This is a genomic window from Stenotrophomonas sp. GW821-FHT09E08, from assembly GCF_059416125.1.
The window spans coordinates 51131-67237 of record NZ_JBWKOO010000020.1 but is presented as its reverse complement, the minus strand read 5'-3'; the positions used below and the strand labels follow the sequence as shown (position 1 = coordinate 67237).

Genomic DNA, 16107 nt, shown 5'->3' with positions numbered 1-16107 from the left:
GCCGCTTGCTCGTGTGCGCTGTCCTGCGCACACGGCAAGACCGGGGTTGGGCGTCCTGCCCAACCCGCCCGAGGCATGCCTCGGGCCCATGCGGCTCACACCCCGCAAACCCACACCACCCCGCCTTCGACAGTTTCCTGCAGTCTGTCGGAACGACCGGGGTCGGATCCCGTTGCTGCGCAACGGGCTCTGACCCCAATGCTGATGGCATCTCGCGTTGGTAGATGCCGACCTTGGTCGGCTCTGGATTTCCGGGAGCCAACCAAGGTTGGCCGCTACTTGAGCCGGCCGCCAGGCGGTTCATCTGTGCCTCACCTGAGCGGCAATGGAAGGTTCATGCTGTACGGCCACGCAACGCAAAGGACATCGCAACACCATGGCACGGACCCGGGTCGGCATCATCTTCGGTGGCAAGTCTTCCGAGCACGAAGTTTCGCTGCAGTCGGCGAAGAACATCCTCGATGCGCTTGATCGCGAGCGCTTCGAGCCGGTGCTGGTCGGCATCGACAAGCAGGGCCAGTGGCATCTGAGCCAGCCGGATACCTTCCTGATCAATGCCGATGATCCGTCGCGCATCGCGCTGCATCGGTCCGGCACGTCGCTGGCGGTATGCCCGGGTGCCGAGCAGTCACAACTGCAGCCGTCCGATGCAGCCAGTGCGCTGGGACAGATCGATGTGGTGCTGCCGATCGTGCATGGGCCGCTGGGCGAGGACGGTGCGTTGCAGGGCCTGCTGCGCATGGCCAACCTGCCCTTCGTCGGTTCGCCGATACTGGGCTCGGCGGTGGCGATGGACAAGGACGTGACCAAGCGCCTGCTGCGCGACGCCGGGCTGCAGGTGGCACCGTGGCTGTGCATCCGTCGCCATCAGGCGGCGGCAGTCGATGTCGATGCGGTGATCGCGCAGCTCGGCCTGCCGTTGTTCGTGAAGCCGGCCAACCAGGGTTCGTCGGTGGGTGTGAGCAAGGTCAAGGATGCGGCGGGCTTCGCCGGGGCACTGGAACTGGCGCTGCGTTATGACCACAAAGTGCTGGTGGAATCGGCGGTGGTCGGCCGTGAGATCGAGTGCGCGGTGCTGGGCAACGAACTGCCGCAGGCCAGCCTGTGCGGCGAGGTGGTGGTACACGACGAGTTCTACGCCTACGACACCAAGTACATCAACGAGGATGGCGCCGAGGTGGTGGTGCCGGCGGATATCGATGCCGCAACCCAGGCGCGCATCCAGCAGATCGCGCTGCAGGCCTACCAGGCGCTGGAGTGTGCGGGCATGGCGCGCGTGGATGTGTTCCTCACCGCAGACGGTGAGATCGTCATCAACGAGGTCAACACGCTGCCGGGCTTCACCCGCATCAGCATGTACCCGAAGCTGTGGGGCGCCAGCGGTGTGGACTACACCACGCTGATCACGCGCCTGATCGAACTGGCGCTGGAGCGCCATGAAGCCGATCGCGGATTGCACAGCGCCGTGTAGGGGCGCTCTCTGTAGAGTCGAGCATGGCTCGACTCTACAAAGGAGCGTACCGGCCAACGGTCGGCACCCACCGGAAAGAGCAGTGCCGGCCAGCGGCCGGCACTACCCTGCGGTCTTCTAACCGCGCTTGCGGAACATCGAGATCACTGCCAGTACCAGGAACACAACGAACAGGATCCAGGCAATGTTGCTGGCGGCACCGGCGATGCCGGAGAAGCCGAGCACGGCGGCGATGATGGCGATGACGAAGAAAATAACGGCGTAATGCAGCATGGTGCTCCTCGCAGATGTCCGGGCCGTTGGATGGCGTGGGTCCATCCTCCCGATTCGGCGGTGTGCAACCAGTGATGGCAGGCTCTGCGCGTGATGAAGTCTTCAGCGCCGTGAGCCTGACGTCATGACGCAGCCTTCAGCCTGCGCAGCCCTTCTTCAATGCTGACCTGCGGCACGTAGCCGAAATCGCGGCGCGCCGGTTCCATGCTGTACCAGTGAGGTGTGCACAGCTGCTCGGCCAGGAAGCGGGTCAACGGCGGCTCGCCGCGCAGGCGCAGCAGCGGCCACAGCCGTTCGCAGACCGCACCAATGCGATAAGCGGTCTTGAAGCTGATCGCCTTGTCCACCGTCGGTGCACCCACAGCGGCCAGCAGCTTGTTGACCAGCTCGCGCATCGGCAGCGGTTCGCCGTTGGAAATGAAGTAGGCCTTGCCCGCACACGCTGCACCCGGGGCCAATGCCTCGAAAGCGAGGAAGTGCGCGAGCGCGGCGTTGTCGATGTAAGTGGTATCCACCTTGTTGTTGCCATCGCCGACCAGGCGCAGGCGGCCCTGCCGTGAACGTTCGGCCAGGCGCGGCACCAGCTGCTGGTCGCCCGGGCCCCAGATCAGGCGCGGGCGCAGCGCCACCGTCGCCAACGAGGCGTCGTTGGCCGCCAGCACGCGCTGTTCGGCAATCGCCTTGGTCGCCGCATACGGCGCCTGGAAATCTTCGCCGTACGGGACTTCGTCGGCACCCAGGCCCTCCACCGGATGGGTGGCGCGGTGGGTAACACTGGGCGTGGAGGTGTAGACCAAGCGGCTGATGCCATGTGCACGGCAGGCCGCGATGACGTTGTCGGTGCCGACCACGTTGGCCTGGTGGTAGCTGTCATAGCTGCCCCAGGCGCCGGCCTTCGCACCGTTGTGGAATACCGCATCGACGCCGGCCACCGCGTGCAGCACCGCCTGCGCATCGGCCAGATCGCCGCGGATCTGGCCCACGCCCATGGCCTGCAGTTCCGGGTAGTGGCTGCGGTTGAACGCCAGCACCTGGTGGCCACGTTCGACCAGACCGCGGCACAGCGCCTGGCCAAGGAAACCACCACCACCGGTGACCAGGATCTTCATGCGCGCTTCTCCAGTTCGGCGCTGGCCCAGACGGCGAGCTTCTCGCGGCCGATCTTGGCGTTGTGACGGATATCAACGGGGAACGCCGGATGCACCAGGAAGTGCTGCAGGCCGGCTTCTGGCGCGCGGGCTGCTGCGTGCGCACGCAGCGCTTCCTGCAGCGCCGGGCTGTCTGACTGACCACGTTGCAGTTCCACGCACAGCACCGGCACCTGCGCACCGGCCGGACCAACACCGACCAGCGCCGTGCGCGCAACCCCGGGCACGGTATTGAACACCGGCTCGACCTGCTCGGTGTACAGCGGCCCATGCGCGGTTTCCACCCGATGGGTCTTGCGGCCGCAGAACCACAGACGACCCTGCGCATCGAAGTAGCCGACGTCGCCCATGCGATGCACGACGCGCACGCTGCCATCAGCCAAGGTCTCGCTGATCTTCGCCGCCGCGGTGGCCTGCGGGCGGTTGAAGTAGCTGTCGGTGGCGGTCGGTCCGGCCACGGTGATCTCGCCCACCTCGCCCACCGCCAGCACACGCGCCTGCGACCAGTCCGGCAGCGGTGCGTCATCGATGGCGATGATGCGCACCTCGTTCGGCTCGACCACGCTGCCCACGCAGGTACCGGCGCCGGCCTCGGTAGCAGCACGGGTGCGCTCCAGCTCGCGGCCCTCCACCACCGCCACCGGCAAGCATTCGGTGGCGCCATACGGGGTCCAGAACTGCGCATCGGCGGGCAGCAGACTGCGGATGGTAGCGACCACATCCGGCGGCACCGGCGCACCGGCCGAGGTCACCCGGGTCACCGTTGGCATGGGCCGGCCGTGGCGGGCCAACACCCGCATCAGCGCCGGCGAGCCGAACAGCTGGGTCACCCCGAAGCGCTGGATCGCGTCATGCAGCCGCGCAGGGTCGGCCTGCGCCGGCCGGGTCGGGTCCATGTCCGGAATCACCGAGGTCAGGCCCAGCGCCGGGTCGAACAAGGCAAACGGCGGGAAGGTCGGCAGGTCCACGCCGCCCGCTTCCATGCCGAAGGCGCTGCCCAGCAGCTGGATCTGGCCGACAAAGTGGCGGTGGCGGTAAACCACGCCCTTGGGCACGCCGGTCGAGCCGCTGGTGAACAGGATCGCGGCCATGTCCTCGCCATCGGTAGCGGCCAGCATCGGCCCCCTGTTGGCGCCAGCGCGTTCCAGCGCGGCCAGAGTGGTTCCGCCCCAGCCCAGGCGCCGACCGACGGTGACCAGACGGGTTGCCGACGGTGCCCAGCGCAGCACCAGCCGCGCCACATGGGCCAGCGGAATGCCGATGAAGGCTTCCGGCTGCGCCTCGTCCAGGCACTGCTTCAGCGCGCGCTTGTCGATGCCCGGGTCGACCAGTACCGGCACCGCGCCCAGCTTGAACAGCGCGAACATCAGCAGGAAGAACTCCGGCGACGGCCGCACCATCACCACCGCGCGCACCCCACGGCCGATCCCGTAGCCGGCCAGGCCGGCGGCCATGGCGTCGCTGCGGGCGTCCAGCTGGCGGTAATCCAGGGTCACGTCGTAGGCGGCCATGCCGTTGCCGGCGCCGCGGCGGCCCGGGCAGCGGATGGCGATCTGGTCGGGGCGTTCACGCGCCAGTTCAGGCAAACGGGCCGAAATATTGCAGGGTCGGTTCATCCGTTCATTGTCGCCGCTTACGGAATTTCTTGCGCGGCGGCCCACTTCGTGGAAAATCCGCACCCTCGTTCCTGATTCCGACTGCCGCCCGGGGCGGCTTGCCCATGCAACATCCCTGCATGACCTGCGGCGCCTGCTGCACTCAATACCGCGTGGCCTTCCACTGGATGGAATCGGACGAGGTCACTCCCGGTGGCGTCCCCCACCAGCTGACCGAGGTGCTCGATCCGCACCGGCTGTGCATGCGCGGCACCCACTCCAAGCCGGTGCGCTGCGTGGCGCTGGATGCGCAGATCGGCGTGTACTCACGGTGCACCATCCACCCCAACCGGCCCAGCGTGTGCCGCGAGGTGGATGCGTCGTGGGAGTACGGCAAGGCCAGCCCGCAGTGCGACAAGGCGCGCATCGCCTATGGCCTGGATCCGTTGACCCTGGCCGACTGGCGCTGGCGCGACGAAGCGGGCAACGACGACGACCATCCGGACGACAACGGCAACAGCCCGTCTTCGCCGCCGCAGGCGCCGATCGCGGCGTAGTGATGGTGCCGGCCGCTGGCCGGCATCCTCATGAACCCGGCGCGCATTGCGCGCTTGCCGGCCAGCGGCCGGCACTACCGGGATCCGACCCCGGACCCGATCAGATCGGGTTGGCGTCCAGGAACGCGCGGATCTCCGGCACCAGCACGTCGTGCTTGTCTTCCAGCACGTAATGCCCGGCATCCTCGAAGGCGTGCACCTGGGCCTTCGGCAGCGCGGCCTGGAAGCCCTTCAGGAAGTGGTGGTCGAACACGAAGTCGCGCAGGCCCCAGCCGAGGAAGGCGGGGCGGTCGGCGAACGACGGCAGCGCCTTGCCGGCCCGTTCCAGCAGCGACCAGGCCTTGTCGGCCGGCGACAGCGGAATGTCCTGCATGAAGCGGATGGTGCTGATGCGGTTGGCGTAGCTGTTGTACGGCGACACGTAGGCGCGGCGCACATCGGCCGGCATCTTCCGCTCCACGCCCAGCCACGAGGCACCGGACGAGAACGCGTTGAAGGTGCGGATGATCCACTCGCCGATCTTCCAGTGGCGGCCCAGCGCGATCTGCCACGGCATCTTCTTCGCCGCCGGCATCGGGAACGCTGCCGTGTTGAGCACCACCAGGCGCTTCACCTGGTCATGGTGCGACAGCGCCCAGCCGAAGCCGATCATGCCGCCCCAGTCGTGCACGGCCAGCGTCACCGGACCGGTGATGCCCAAGTGCTTCAGCAACGCGTCCAGATCATCCACGCGCGACTGCAGCGTGTACTCGTAGCGGCTGTCATCGGGCTTGTCCGACAGGCCCATGCCGATGTGGTCCGGCACGATGCAGCGGTACGTGTCCGACAGTCCGGACACCAGCGTGCGCCAGTAATAGCTCCACGACGGGTTGCCGTGCACCATCACCACCACCTCGCCATCGCGCGGACCTTCGTCGAGATAGTTCATCGACAGGCCAGGGCGGACCTCGAAACGCTGCGGGTGGGCGGGGTAACCGGGAAGCTGGGACATCGGATCGCACCTGTAGAAAGGGCCGGTAGAACCGGCCCTTGGACACTTGGAAAATCATCGCTGCCCGTCGCGAGCGGTTGGCTGGTGGGTGCGGACGGCGCCCGCCAGGCAATCGCGCAGCAGGTCAGCGGTGACTTTTTTACCAGACCACTTCAGCCATCGAACAGTTCAGGCCCGAGCCGATGCCCAGAAGCGCGATGCGATCGCCCTTCTTCAGCTTGCCCAGCTGCTTGAGCTTGCTCAGCACGATCGGCACCGAGGCCGGGCCGATGTTGCCGTGCTCGCCGAAGATGGTCATGACCTTCTTCGGGTCGATGCCGAAGTTCTTGATGAACGCAGCGGTATGCGGCTGGCTGACCTGGTGGATCACGAACTGGTCCAGCTCTTCCACGGCCCAGCCCAAGGCGATCTTGGCGGCGGTGAAGGTCTTCTGGGCCAGCTTGATGCCTTCGATCAGCAGCAGGCGGGTATCGGTGACCATGCGGTCCAGGTTGCCCAGGCACAGCTGGTTCCACTCGGTGGCCGAGCGGGTCACGCCGCCCTTGTAGCGCGGTGCATCCGGCACCAGCTCCGAGCGCGCCATCACCATCGCGGCGGCACCCGAACCGGTGGTCAGGGCGGCCAGTTCGTTGCGGAAGTCGTCGGCGGTGACGTCCGGGGCGGTCATCCGCTCCAGGGTCTTCTCGTACACCAGGTTGGCGGTCTCGCCGTCCACCACCAGCGCGTAGTCGATGTCACCGCGCTCGATCATGCGCGCCGCGATATCCATGCCGTTGATGAAGGCCAGGCAGGCATTGGCGACGTCGAAGGTCATGCACTCGTCGCTGACGCCGAGGTTGCCGGAGACGATCGACGCAGTGGACGGCTCCAGGTAGTCGCGGCTGACCGAGGTGTTGACCAGCAGGCCCACCTGCGTCGCATTGATGCCTGCGTCTTCCAGCGCCTTGCGGCCGGCCATGGTGGCGGCGTCGGAGGCCAGCACGCCGTTGTCCCACAGGCGGCGGGCATGGATGCCGGCGATATCGCCGAGCACGTCGGTGCGGATACCAAGGCGATCCAGCGTCGGCTGCAGCCGCTCGTTGATTTCCTTGGTCGTCAGCGTATGCGGCGCATCAACGTGTGCCAGGCCGGCGATCGAGACATTCTTGAAGAGCATCGAGGTTAGCGCCAAGGCTCAGGCAAAAGGGGGCGCTATTCTATAACTCCCGGGGCCTTCACCGCATCTTTACGAATTCAGGCTTGGCCGTATGGTGAAGCATTCAGCGCGGCGGGCACTGGAATGCGGCGAAGCGCTGGCTGCCCTCGGCCGGTGCGGCAGCGGCCTGCACGGCATTGGCACCGGCGCTCGGGGCCTCGTTGCGGGCCAGGGTTTCCAGCTCTTCCTGCACGCGCAGCGGGTTGCGGTTGTAGAAACCGACCTTGCTCTTCACCGTGACCACCACCTCGCCCTTGGCGATGCAACCGGCCGGAACCGGGCCTGCCGGCAGCACGCGGGTCGTCTTGCCCGCCGGTTCGATCGGCACCCAGGTACAGGCGGTGACGGTGAGCAGCAGGGAGGAAAGCAGCAGAACGCGCATGGGCAGATCCTGGAAGGGTATGGGGGGATTCTGCCTGAACAGCCTGAATCGGGGGTAGCCCGTGGGCGGGGTCACATCCCCCGCAGGGGGCTCTGACCCCTTCAGAGTTGCCGGCCAGCGGCCGGCACTACCAAGGGGAGCCGGCCCGCCACATGGCGGGCCGGGTCTTGCCTTATTTCATTTCTTGACCGGATTGCCTTCGGCGTCGATCACCGTCACCTCACCCAGATTCAGCGCACGCACCGCCGCTTCAGTCTGCTTGAGGTCACCCACCACCACCCAGGTCAGCGCCTGCGGCTTGATCTCGGCGGCGGCCTGCTGCACCTGTGCCGGGGTCATCGACTCGATCTCGGCCTTGCGACGCAGCACGTAGTCGTCCGGGCGCTTGAACTGCACGATCGAACCGATGGTCGACGCCACCGCGCTGGCGGTCTCGTAGGCACCAGGCAGGCTCAGGGTCTGGATGTTGCGGATGCGGTTGACCTCGGCGGCGGTGGCCGGCTTGCTGCCATCGGCGAACGCGGCAATTTCCTTGCGCATTTCCGCCATCGCCGGGCCGGTCTTGTCGATCTGCACCGGCGCGCTGGCCATCCACGGGCGCTGGCCCACCGAGTTGATCGCGCTGCTGCGCGCACCGTACGACCAGTGCTTGTCCTCACGCAGGTTCATGTTCAGGCGCGAGGTGAAGTCGCCGCCGATCACGCCGTTGGCGATGTCGAAGCGGGTCGAGCTGGTGGCGCTGGACGGCGCCACCACCTGGCCGGCGAACAGGTTGGCCTGCACCGCGCCCGGCTGGTCGATCAGGAACACGCGCGGGCCCTTCGGCAATGCGACGTCGGTGGCCGCCTTCACCTGCGGGGCGTCGCCGGCAGCCTTCCAGTCGCCCAGCTGCTTGTCCAGCAGCGGCACGATCTCGGCCAGGGTGGTGTCACCGACCACGATCAGGGTGCCGTTCTGCGGACGCAGCCAATCGTGGTGGAAGTCGACCAGGTCTTCGCGGGTCAGGCCATTGATCGCCGCCTCGTCACCGCTGCCGGTAAACGGAATGGCATACGGGTGGCCCTTGCCGTACAGCAGCGGCGGCAGCACGCGCATCGCCACCGCACCCGGGTTGACCTTCTCCTGCTGGATGCCGGCGATCCAGGTCGCCTTGACCCGGTCGATCTCGCCCTGCTCGAAGCGCGGCTCACGCAGCAGGTCGCGGTACAGTGCCAGCGACGGCGCCAGGTTTTCCTTCAGTGCCGACAGGTCCACGCTCATCGAGTCCAAGCCGGCCGAGGCATCCAGGCTGGCACCCAGCGCATCGGCAGCATCGGCGAAGGCCAGCGAGCCGAGCTTGCCGGCGCCTTCGGTCATCAGGCTCATGGTGAAGTTGGCGGTGCCCGGCTTGCGGCCCTGGTCGGCGCTGAAGCCGCCCGGGAACTGGTAGCTGAACTGCACCACCGGAATCTCATGGCGTTCGGCCAGGATCACCTGGGTGCCATTCTTCAGCGTGGCGCGCTGCAGGGCCGGGAACTTCAGCTGCGGGAACTCGCGGGTCTGCGGCACGCCGGCCTTGCGGTCCACCTGTTCGGGCAGGGTGCTGTACTTCGGGTCCACCGCCGGCACGTTGAACGGCTTCGGTGCCTGGCTTGGTTCCTCCTTCAGTGCCACGCGCTCACCCGGTGCGATCACCAGGGTATGGCTGCCCTTGTCCAGCCACTGTGCGCCCAGGCGGCTGAGATCGGCGGCACTGGCCTTGTCGATGTTGGCCAGCGAGGTGCGGAAGCAGCCCGGGTCGCCGGTGAACACCGCGCACTCGGCCAGCGCATCGGCCTTGCCGCCAAAGCCGCCGATGCGCTCGATGCCACGGATGAAGCCGGCGCGGGCGCCGGTCTTGGCGCGCTCCAGCTCGGCCGCGGTCGGGCCCTGCTTGATCAGGCGGTCCAGTTCCTCGTCGATGATCTTCTCGACCTTGGCCGGATCCTGGCCCTGCTTCACGGTCGCCACGATCACGAAGTTGGAGCCCAGCTGCGAGGCCGACAGGCCCGAACCGATGCTGTCCACCAGCTTGTCCTGGTGCTGCAGGCGCTGGCTCAGGCGCGAGGACTTGGCACCGCCCAACACCTCGGCGAACAACTGCAGCTGGTCGATGTCGGCGGTGCCGACCTGCGGCACGTTCCAGGCGCGGTAGATGCGCGCCTGCGGCACCTTGTCGGTCATCGTCTCGCGGGTATCGGCGCTGCGCTTGGCCACGTTCACTGCCGGCTGCGCCATGCTCGGGCCGGCCGGGATGCTGCCGAAGTACTTGGCAGCCTTTTCCTTGGCGGTGGCCAGGTCGATGTCACCGGCCAGCACCAGCACCGCGTTGTTCGGGCCGTACCAGGTGCGGAACCAGGTCTTCACGTCGTCCAGCGAAGCGGCGTTGAGATCGTTCATCGAACCGATCACACCGTGGTGGTACGGGTGGCCGACCGGGTACAGCGCCTTGTTGAGCTGATCCCAGGCCTGGCCATAAGGCTGGTTCTCGCCCTGGCGCTTCTCGTTCTGCACCACGCCACGCTGCTCGTCCAGCGCGGCCTGGTCGATCGCACCGACCAGGTGGCCCATGCGGTCCGACTCCATCCACAGCGCCATGTCCAGCGCGGTGGTCGGCACGTTCTCGAAGTAGTTGGTGCGGTCGGTGTTGGTAGTGCCGTTCTGGCCGGTGGCACCCACCTGCTTGAAGGGCTCGAAGTACTCACCGTCGTGGTTTTCGCTGCTCTGGAACATCAAATGTTCGAACAGGTGCGCGAAGCCGGTGCGGCCGGCCGGCTCGTCCTTGCTACCCACGTGGTACCAGACATTGACCGCGACGATCGGCGCCTTGCGATCGGTATGCACGATCACGCGCAGGCCGTTGGGCAGTGTGAACTGCTCAAACGGAATATCGACCTTGGCCGGTGCCGCCGGCTTGGCGGCAAGCGCGGAGGTGGGCGCAAGCGTACCCAGGGCAGTGCTGAGGGCGACGGCCAGCAATGCAGCGCGCGGGCGAAGGGCGAGAGACATATCCGGATCCTTGGTCACATAGGTGAACCCCGATCCTAGCCTGCGCAGGCAACGGCAGGAATCGGTCGCCAGTCACTGGGGGTGTTTGCCCCTGTGCACCATCCGCGGCCCCTCACGGCCGAGTTCTGGGCGGTCACATGCACCGGCAGCCATCGTCCGGACAGTGTCCGCAGCACATGGAATGGATAGGTGTCCGCCCACCGGACACTTTTTGGCCGACAAAAATCCTTTTAAATCAATGATTAAAAGTTGGCACGGGGATTGCTTGGTACTTCCTGCGCCAAGAAGGGCTTCAGACAAAAGCTGACTGAAGACTGAACAAATGCAGGAAATGGAAAATTTTCCTTGCATGCCCAGAATTGGTGTACTACATTACTACAACACCACTGCCCACCAACACTAAACAGGCCCCGTCATGAACGCCAAGACCATTGCCATCGCCATCGCCCTGATCGCCGGCACCGCGGTTGTTTCGTCGGTGCAGGCCTCCGAATCCATCAAGACCCTGTCCACCGTGCAGGTTCGTCCGGCCGCCGACCAGCTGGCCCAGCAGGCCTGGGAACAGGCCAGCGGCATCCCGACCCTGGCCACGGTGGAAGTTCGCCCGAGCAGCGACCAGCTGGCCGAGCGCAACGGCTACCTCGCCGCCCCGGTTGCTGCCGCGATGCCGATCACCACGCTGGCCTCGGTGGAAGTTCGCCCGAGCCTGGAGCAGCGTGTCGCCCTGGTCGCCGAGCAGGAAGCCCAGCGCTACGCCGCCACCCTGGCTGCCGCCGCCACCAGCGTCGCCAACCAGGTCATCACCAACCTGCCGGCCCTGCAGGTTCGCCCGAGCGCCGCCGACCTGCAGGCCCTGGCCACCGAAACCGCCCAGGTCCTGCTGCGCCCGTAACCGGTGCCGCCCTGCCCCGTGCGGGGCGTGCGCCGTAAAGGCGGCGGTCGTCGCAGGTACACTGCGCCGATGAATGCCGCGCCCCAGTTCCATGTGATCCTGTTCCAACCGGAAATCCCGCCCAACACGGGCAATGTGATCCGGCTCTGCGCCAACACCGGCGCGCAGCTGCACCTGGTCGAGCCGCTCGGCTTCGCACTGGAAGACAAGCAGCTCAAGCGCGCCGGGCTGGACTACCACGAGTACTCGCGCCTGCAGGTGCACCCCGATCTGGACACGACGCTGGCGCGGGTTGCACCGAAGCGGTTGTTTGCCCTGAGTACGCGGGCCAGCGTCCGCTATGACAGCGTGGCGTTCGAAGATGGCGATGCGTTCCTGTTCGGCCCGGAAAGCCGCGGCCTGCCGCAGGACGTGCTTGATGCATTGCCCGATGGCCGCCGCCTGCGCCTGCCGATGCGGCCGGACAACCGCAGCCTCAATCTTTCCAACACCGTTGCGGTGGTGATGTACGAGGCGTGGCGCCAGCACGGGTTTGCCGGCGGGGCGTAACGCCACGCGTCTCTCTTCTGCCTAATTGCTGTGGCGGGCGCATGCATTCATGGGCGTTACTTTTCTTTCCGCGCGGAAAGAAAAGTAACCAAAAGAAACGCGCCGCCATCCGCGAGCCGGTGCTACGCACCGGTACCCTGCGCTCCTCGGCCCGCCGGGGGACGGCGCGGAACTCGCTGCGCTCAAACATCCGCGCCTCTTCGCCCCCGCCGGACCTGCGGTGCTCGGCTCGCTTCAAGGCGGACCCAACAGCCGCGCAGTAGATCCACGCCATGCGTGGATGTCTTCCGCCTGGATCAATCAGGAGCGGGCGCCATCTCGTTGCGTGGAACGCGTGCGATTGCCCACAGAAGAAAACTCCAGACCATCAATATCAGCATGCGTGCCGCACAGGCCCAAGCCCGTTGCCGTCGGGTCGATCCCGCCGGATGAGAATCTCAGCGCACCTGCATGTTTCTCGGTAGCCACGGTGCCTAGTTCGGACTGATGAATCAGCTCTCCGCCCTCTGGCTTCATATGCAGCACAAAGGAGCAGACGTGCTGCATCGCCTGGGTACTGTGCAGCTCAACCCTATAGCCCAGTGATTCTTCGACAATCGACAGGCTGTCCATGAACCCATCTCGGCAACTACGTCCGCTGCCCGGTTCGGTACACAGATCGCTCGCCTGCGAATACTCGCCTGGCCACACCCCACCTTCTCTCTCTGCTCCCTGCCCACGCTACCTGCAGCGTGAAGGCCTGGAAGATCAGCGGGAGACACACCAGTCTTCTGGCGAGATTGTTTTTCATTCAGCGGGACCGTCCGGATGCGCGTTCCATGTCGCCCACCCTACTAGGCAATGCCGGCCAGCGGCCGGCACTACCGATCCACTCAGAACGCGTTGATGCCGGTCAGCTCACGCCCAATCACCAGCTGGTGCACGGTCTCGGTGCCTTCATAGGTGATCACCGATTCCAGGTTCAGCGCATGCCGGATCGCTACATGCTCGGTGGTGATGCCGGCCCCGCCCAGCAGATCGCGACATTCGCGGGCGATGTCGATGGCCATGCGGCAGTTGTTCCACTTGGCCAGGCTGACCTGCTGCGGCTGCAGCTGGCCGGCTTCCTTCAGGCGCCCGAGCTGCAACGCCAGCAGCTGCGCCATGGTGATGCGGCGGGCCATCTCGGCCAGCTTGATCTGTGCGCTCTGGGTCGCGGCCAGCGGGCGGCCGAACAACACGCGCTCCTTGGCATAGCCCAGCGCTTCATCCAGACAGGCAATGGCCGAACCGATCGGGCCCCAGCTGATGCCGAAACGGGCCTGGGTCAGGCAACCCAGCGGCCCCTTCAGGCCCTTCACGTTGGGCAGGCGGTGGCTGTCGGGCACGCGCACGTCGTCGAAGAACAGCGCACCGGTCAGCGACGCACGCAGGCTCATCTTGTGCTTGATTTCCTGCGTGGTGAACCCCGGCATGCCCTTTTCCAGCACGAAGCCCTGGATGCCGTCCTCGGTCTGCGCCCAGACGATGGCCAGGTCGGCCACCGGGCCGCTGGTGATCCACATCTTGCTGCCGTTGATGCGCCAGTCGTCGCCATCGCGCACGGCGCGGGTCTTCATGCTGGCCGGATCGGAGCCGCCGTGCGCTTCGGTCAGGCCGAAGCAGCCGATCAGCTCGCCGCGCGCCATCGCCGGCAGCCATTGCCGGCGCTGTTCCTCGCTGCCGTAGGCGTAGATCGGGTACATGCACAGCGAGCTCTGCACCGATACGAAGCTGCGCAGGCCGGAATCGCCGCGTTCCAGTTCCTGGCAGATCAGGCCGTAGCTGACCGCGCCGAGGTCGCCGCCGCCGTATTCGGCCGGAAGGGTGGCACCGAGCAGGCCCAGCGCGGCGATCTCCGGCACCAGCTCTGAAGGGAAGCGTGCCTGGTCGAAGGCATCGCCGATGATCGGCAGCACGCGCTCGTTGGTGAAGCGGGCGACGCTCTCCTGGACCGCGCGCTCTTCCTCGCTGAGCAGGGAACGGACATCGAACAGGTCGTACGGATCCAAAGCCATGGCACTCACACGCAGTCAGGACCCGACCATTGTCGGTCATCCGGGCGGAGTTGGTGTGCGGGTAGAGGCCGACCTTGGTCGGCGCTGGTGTTTCCGCTCACGCCAACCAAGGTTGGCACCTACCAGACCACGCGCATTACGCTGCATTGCAGCAATCCGGATGTGAACATCGGCGATCTAGCTCGATCACGCGCGGCCCGGTACCCTGACACATTCAAACAACCGTTTCGCTCGTGGCTGCACGCGCGATTCCCAGGCAACCGCCGGTGGCCCCGATGCCGGCACTACCCACGAGTCATGCAATCGATGAGCGCTGAAGCCAACGCCCTGCCCCCGCGTGAAGTAATGGAGTTCGACGTGGTGATCGTCGGCGCCGGCCCCGCCGGCCTGGCCACCGCGATCCGCCTGCGCCAGCGCGCGATCGAAGCCGGTCGCGAGCTGTCGGTGTGCGTACTGGAAAAGGGCTCCGAGCCGGGCGCGCACGTGCTGTCCGGTGCGGTGATGGACCCGCGCGCGCTGACCGAACTGTTCCCGGACTGGGCCGAGCGCGGCGCACCGCTGAAGCAGAAGGTCACCCGCGACGAATTCCTGTTCCTCAGCGAAACCGGCGCACGCAGCACGCCCCATGCGCTGCTGCCGGAGTGCTTCCACAACGAAGGCAACTACATCATCAGCCTGGGTGAAGTGACCCGCTGGCTGGCGCAGCAGGCCGAGGCGCTGGAAGTAGCGATCTTCCCCGGCTTCGCTGCCGCCGAGGTGCTGTACGGCGACGACGGCGCAGTCATCGGCGTGGCCACAGGCGACATGGGCATCGAGAAGGACGGCACGCGCGGCCCCGCCTTCGAACGCGGCATGGCCCTGCAGGCGAAGTACACCGTGTTCGCCGAAGGCGCGCGCGGTCATCTCGGCCGCCAGCTGATCAGCCGTTTCAAGCTGGATGACGGCAAGGACCCGCAGGCCTACGGCATCGGCATCAAGGAGCTGTGGCAGATCGACCCAGCCAAGCATGAGCCGGGCCTGGTCGTGCACGCCGCCGGCTGGCCACTGGACAGCGACACCTACGGCGGTGCCTTCCTGTACCACGCAGACGGCGGCAAGGTCGCCATCGGCTACGTGGTCGGCCTGGACTACAAGAACCCGTGGCTGAGCCCGTTCGAAGAGTTCCAGCGCTTCAAGACCCACCCGTCCATCCGCAAGCATCTGGAAGGCGGCACCCGCATCGGCTACGGCGCGCGCGCGATCACCGCCGGCGGCCTGATGTCGCTGCCGAAGACGGTGTTCCCGGGCGGTGCGCTGGTCGGCTGCGAGGCCGGCTACCTCAACGTCAGCCGCATCAAGGGCAGCCATGCCGCGATCAAGACCGGTATGCTGTGCGCCGATGCCGCGTTCGATGCGCTGGCCGCCGATCGCCAGCACGACGAACTGAGCGCCTACCCACAGGCCTTCGAAGCCAGCTGGCTGCATGACGAGCTGAAGCTGTCGAAGAACTTCAAGCAGTGGTTCAAGAAGGGCCAGACCGTGGCCACGCTGATGACCGGCATCGAGCAGTGGCTGCTGCCGAAGCTGGGCGTGCGCAACCCGCCGTGGACCCTGCGCCACAGCATCCCGGACCACGCCTGCCTGGAGCCGGCGTCCAAGCACACCCGCATCGCCTACCCGAAGCCGGATGGCGTGCTGACCTTCGATCGCCTCAGCTCGGTGTTCCTGAGCAGCACCAACCATGCCGAAGACCAGCCCAGCCACCTGACGCTGAAGGATGCGAGCATCCCGGTGAAGGTGAACCTGGCCGAGTACGCCGGCCCGGAAGCGCGTTACTGCCCGGCAGGCGTGTATGAGTTCGTCGGCGACGGTAACGACGCGCGCCTGCAGATCAATGCGCAGAACTGCGTGCACTGCAAGACCTGCGACATCAAGGACCCCACCCAGAACATCGTCTGGGTGACCCCGCAGGGCGGCGGCGGCCCGAACTACTCGGGCATGTGATCGCCACG

General features: G+C 66.5%; 14 protein-coding genes. 5 read left to right on the top strand and 9 right to left on the bottom strand.

Going from position 1 to position 16107, the window contains the following annotated elements:
- The first annotated feature begins 376 nt into the window (after window positions 1-376).
- Window positions 377-1471: a D-alanine--D-alanine ligase gene (ddlA, locus tag AC07M7_RS19495; RefSeq protein WP_495208087.1), complete on the top strand. Its 1095-nt coding sequence runs from the start codon at window positions 377-379 to the stop codon at window positions 1469-1471.
- Between the two features lie 117 nt (window positions 1472-1588).
- On the opposite strand, the gene AC07M7_RS19490 is transcribed toward ddlA, so the two are convergent.
- From AC07M7_RS19490 to oleC, 3 genes are all read right to left on the bottom strand, one after another.
- On the bottom strand, window positions 1589-1744 hold the full coding sequence (locus AC07M7_RS19490) for a DUF1328 domain-containing protein (RefSeq protein ID WP_004153593.1): 156 nt from the start codon (window positions 1742-1744) through the stop codon (window positions 1589-1591).
- Window positions 1745-1866: 122 nt separating this feature from the next.
- On the bottom strand, window positions 1867-2853 hold the full coding sequence (gene oleD / locus AC07M7_RS19485; RefSeq protein WP_046985342.1) for a 2-alkyl-3-oxoalkanoate reductase: 987 nt from the start codon (window positions 2851-2853) through the stop codon (window positions 1867-1869).
- Window positions 2850-4508 carry an olefin beta-lactone synthetase gene (oleC, locus tag AC07M7_RS19480; protein WP_495208086.1) on the bottom strand — a complete coding sequence of 553 codons (1659 nt, stop codon included), beginning with the start codon at window positions 4506-4508 and terminating at the stop codon, window positions 2850-2852. Before oleC ends, oleD begins: the two co-directional genes overlap by 4 nt.
- A gap of 104 nt (window positions 4509-4612) precedes the next feature.
- Here oleC and AC07M7_RS19475 point away from each other — a divergent pair, with 104 nt between their 5' ends.
- Window positions 4613-5044, top strand: coding sequence for a YkgJ family cysteine cluster protein (locus tag AC07M7_RS19475; protein WP_046985344.1), 432 nt, complete (start codon window positions 4613-4615; stop codon window positions 5042-5044).
- A gap of 100 nt (window positions 5045-5144) precedes the next feature.
- Here the strand turns inward: AC07M7_RS19475 and AC07M7_RS19470 are convergent, their stop codons facing one another.
- The 4 genes from AC07M7_RS19470 to AC07M7_RS19455 form a co-directional block, all read right to left on the bottom strand.
- Window positions 5145-6035, bottom strand: coding sequence for an alpha/beta fold hydrolase (locus tag AC07M7_RS19470; protein ID WP_495208085.1), 891 nt, complete (start codon window positions 6033-6035; stop codon window positions 5145-5147).
- Window positions 6036-6174: 139 nt separating this feature from the next.
- On the bottom strand, window positions 6175-7191 hold the full coding sequence (locus tag AC07M7_RS19465; protein ID WP_004135358.1) for a 3-oxoacyl-ACP synthase III: 1017 nt from the start codon (window positions 7189-7191) through the stop codon (window positions 6175-6177).
- Window positions 7192-7294: 103 nt separating this feature from the next.
- On the bottom strand, window positions 7295-7612 hold the full coding sequence (locus AC07M7_RS19460) for a DUF4156 domain-containing protein (RefSeq protein WP_046985346.1): 318 nt from the start codon (window positions 7610-7612) through the stop codon (window positions 7295-7297).
- Between the two features lie 177 nt (window positions 7613-7789).
- Window positions 7790-10639, bottom strand: coding sequence for a M16 family metallopeptidase (locus AC07M7_RS19455; protein ID WP_046985347.1), 2850 nt, complete (start codon window positions 10637-10639; stop codon window positions 7790-7792).
- 415 nt (window positions 10640-11054) lie between these two features.
- Here AC07M7_RS19455 and AC07M7_RS19450 point away from each other — a divergent pair, with 415 nt between their 5' ends.
- Window positions 11055-11531, top strand: coding sequence for an XAC0231 family protein (locus AC07M7_RS19450; RefSeq protein WP_046985348.1), 477 nt, complete (start codon window positions 11055-11057; stop codon window positions 11529-11531).
- 69 nt (window positions 11532-11600) lie between these two features.
- Window positions 11601-12080 (top strand): tRNA (cytidine(34)-2'-O)-methyltransferase, encoded by a 480-nt coding sequence (locus AC07M7_RS19445; RefSeq protein WP_046985349.1) that lies wholly within the window; start codon window positions 11601-11603, stop codon window positions 12078-12080.
- A gap of 300 nt (window positions 12081-12380) precedes the next feature.
- On the opposite strand, the gene AC07M7_RS19440 is transcribed toward AC07M7_RS19445, so the two are convergent.
- Together AC07M7_RS19440 and AC07M7_RS19435 are read right to left on the bottom strand one after the other, a co-directional pair.
- On the bottom strand, window positions 12381-12692 hold the full coding sequence (locus AC07M7_RS19440; protein ID WP_495208084.1) for a hypothetical protein: 312 nt from the start codon (window positions 12690-12692) through the stop codon (window positions 12381-12383).
- Between the two features lie 260 nt (window positions 12693-12952).
- Complete coding sequence (locus tag AC07M7_RS19435) at window positions 12953-14116, bottom strand: acyl-CoA dehydrogenase family protein (protein WP_136638492.1); 1164 nt, start codon at window positions 14114-14116, stop codon at window positions 12953-12955.
- A 306-nt stretch (window positions 14117-14422) separates the two neighbouring features.
- On the opposite strand from AC07M7_RS19435, the gene AC07M7_RS19430 reads away from it, so the two are divergent.
- Window positions 14423-16099 (top strand): electron transfer flavoprotein-ubiquinone oxidoreductase, encoded by a 1677-nt coding sequence (locus AC07M7_RS19430; protein ID WP_046985351.1) that lies wholly within the window; start codon window positions 14423-14425, stop codon window positions 16097-16099.
- Window positions 16100-16107: the final 8 nt, after the last annotated feature.

Bases quoted from the DNA above. Each gene is read 5' to 3' on its own strand.
- ddlA (WP_495208087.1), top strand. From the start codon at position 377: ATGGCACGGACCCGGGTCGGCATCATCTTCGGTGGCAAGTCTTCCGAG.
- AC07M7_RS19490 (WP_004153593.1), bottom strand. From the start codon at position 1,744: ATGCTGCATTACGCCGTTATTTTCTTCGTCATCGCCATCATCGCCGCC.
- oleD (WP_046985342.1), bottom strand. From the start codon at position 2,853: ATGAAGATCCTGGTCACCGGTGGTGGTGGTTTCCTTGGCCAGGCGCTG.
- oleC (WP_495208086.1), bottom strand. From the start codon at position 4,508: ATGAACCGACCCTGCAATATTTCGGCCCGTTTGCCTGAACTGGCGCGT.
- AC07M7_RS19475 (WP_046985344.1), top strand. From the start codon at position 4,613: ATGCAACATCCCTGCATGACCTGCGGCGCCTGCTGCACTCAATACCGC.
- AC07M7_RS19470 (WP_495208085.1), bottom strand. From the start codon at position 6,035: ATGTCCCAGCTTCCCGGTTACCCCGCCCACCCGCAGCGTTTCGAGGTC.
- AC07M7_RS19465 (WP_004135358.1), bottom strand. From the start codon at position 7,191: ATGCTCTTCAAGAATGTCTCGATCGCCGGCCTGGCACACGTTGATGCG.
- AC07M7_RS19460 (WP_046985346.1), bottom strand. From the start codon at position 7,612: ATGCGCGTTCTGCTGCTTTCCTCCCTGCTGCTCACCGTCACCGCCTGT.
- AC07M7_RS19455 (WP_046985347.1), bottom strand. From the start codon at position 10,639: ATGTCTCTCGCCCTTCGCCCGCGCGCTGCATTGCTGGCCGTCGCCCTC.
- AC07M7_RS19450 (WP_046985348.1), top strand. From the start codon at position 11,055: ATGAACGCCAAGACCATTGCCATCGCCATCGCCCTGATCGCCGGCACC.
- AC07M7_RS19445 (WP_046985349.1), top strand. From the start codon at position 11,601: ATGAATGCCGCGCCCCAGTTCCATGTGATCCTGTTCCAACCGGAAATC.
- AC07M7_RS19440 (WP_495208084.1), bottom strand. From the start codon at position 12,692: ATGGACAGCCTGTCGATTGTCGAAGAATCACTGGGCTATAGGGTTGAG.
- AC07M7_RS19435 (WP_136638492.1), bottom strand. From the start codon at position 14,116: ATGGCTTTGGATCCGTACGACCTGTTCGATGTCCGTTCCCTGCTCAGC.
- AC07M7_RS19430 (WP_046985351.1), top strand. From the start codon at position 14,423: ATGAGCGCTGAAGCCAACGCCCTGCCCCCGCGTGAAGTAATGGAGTTC.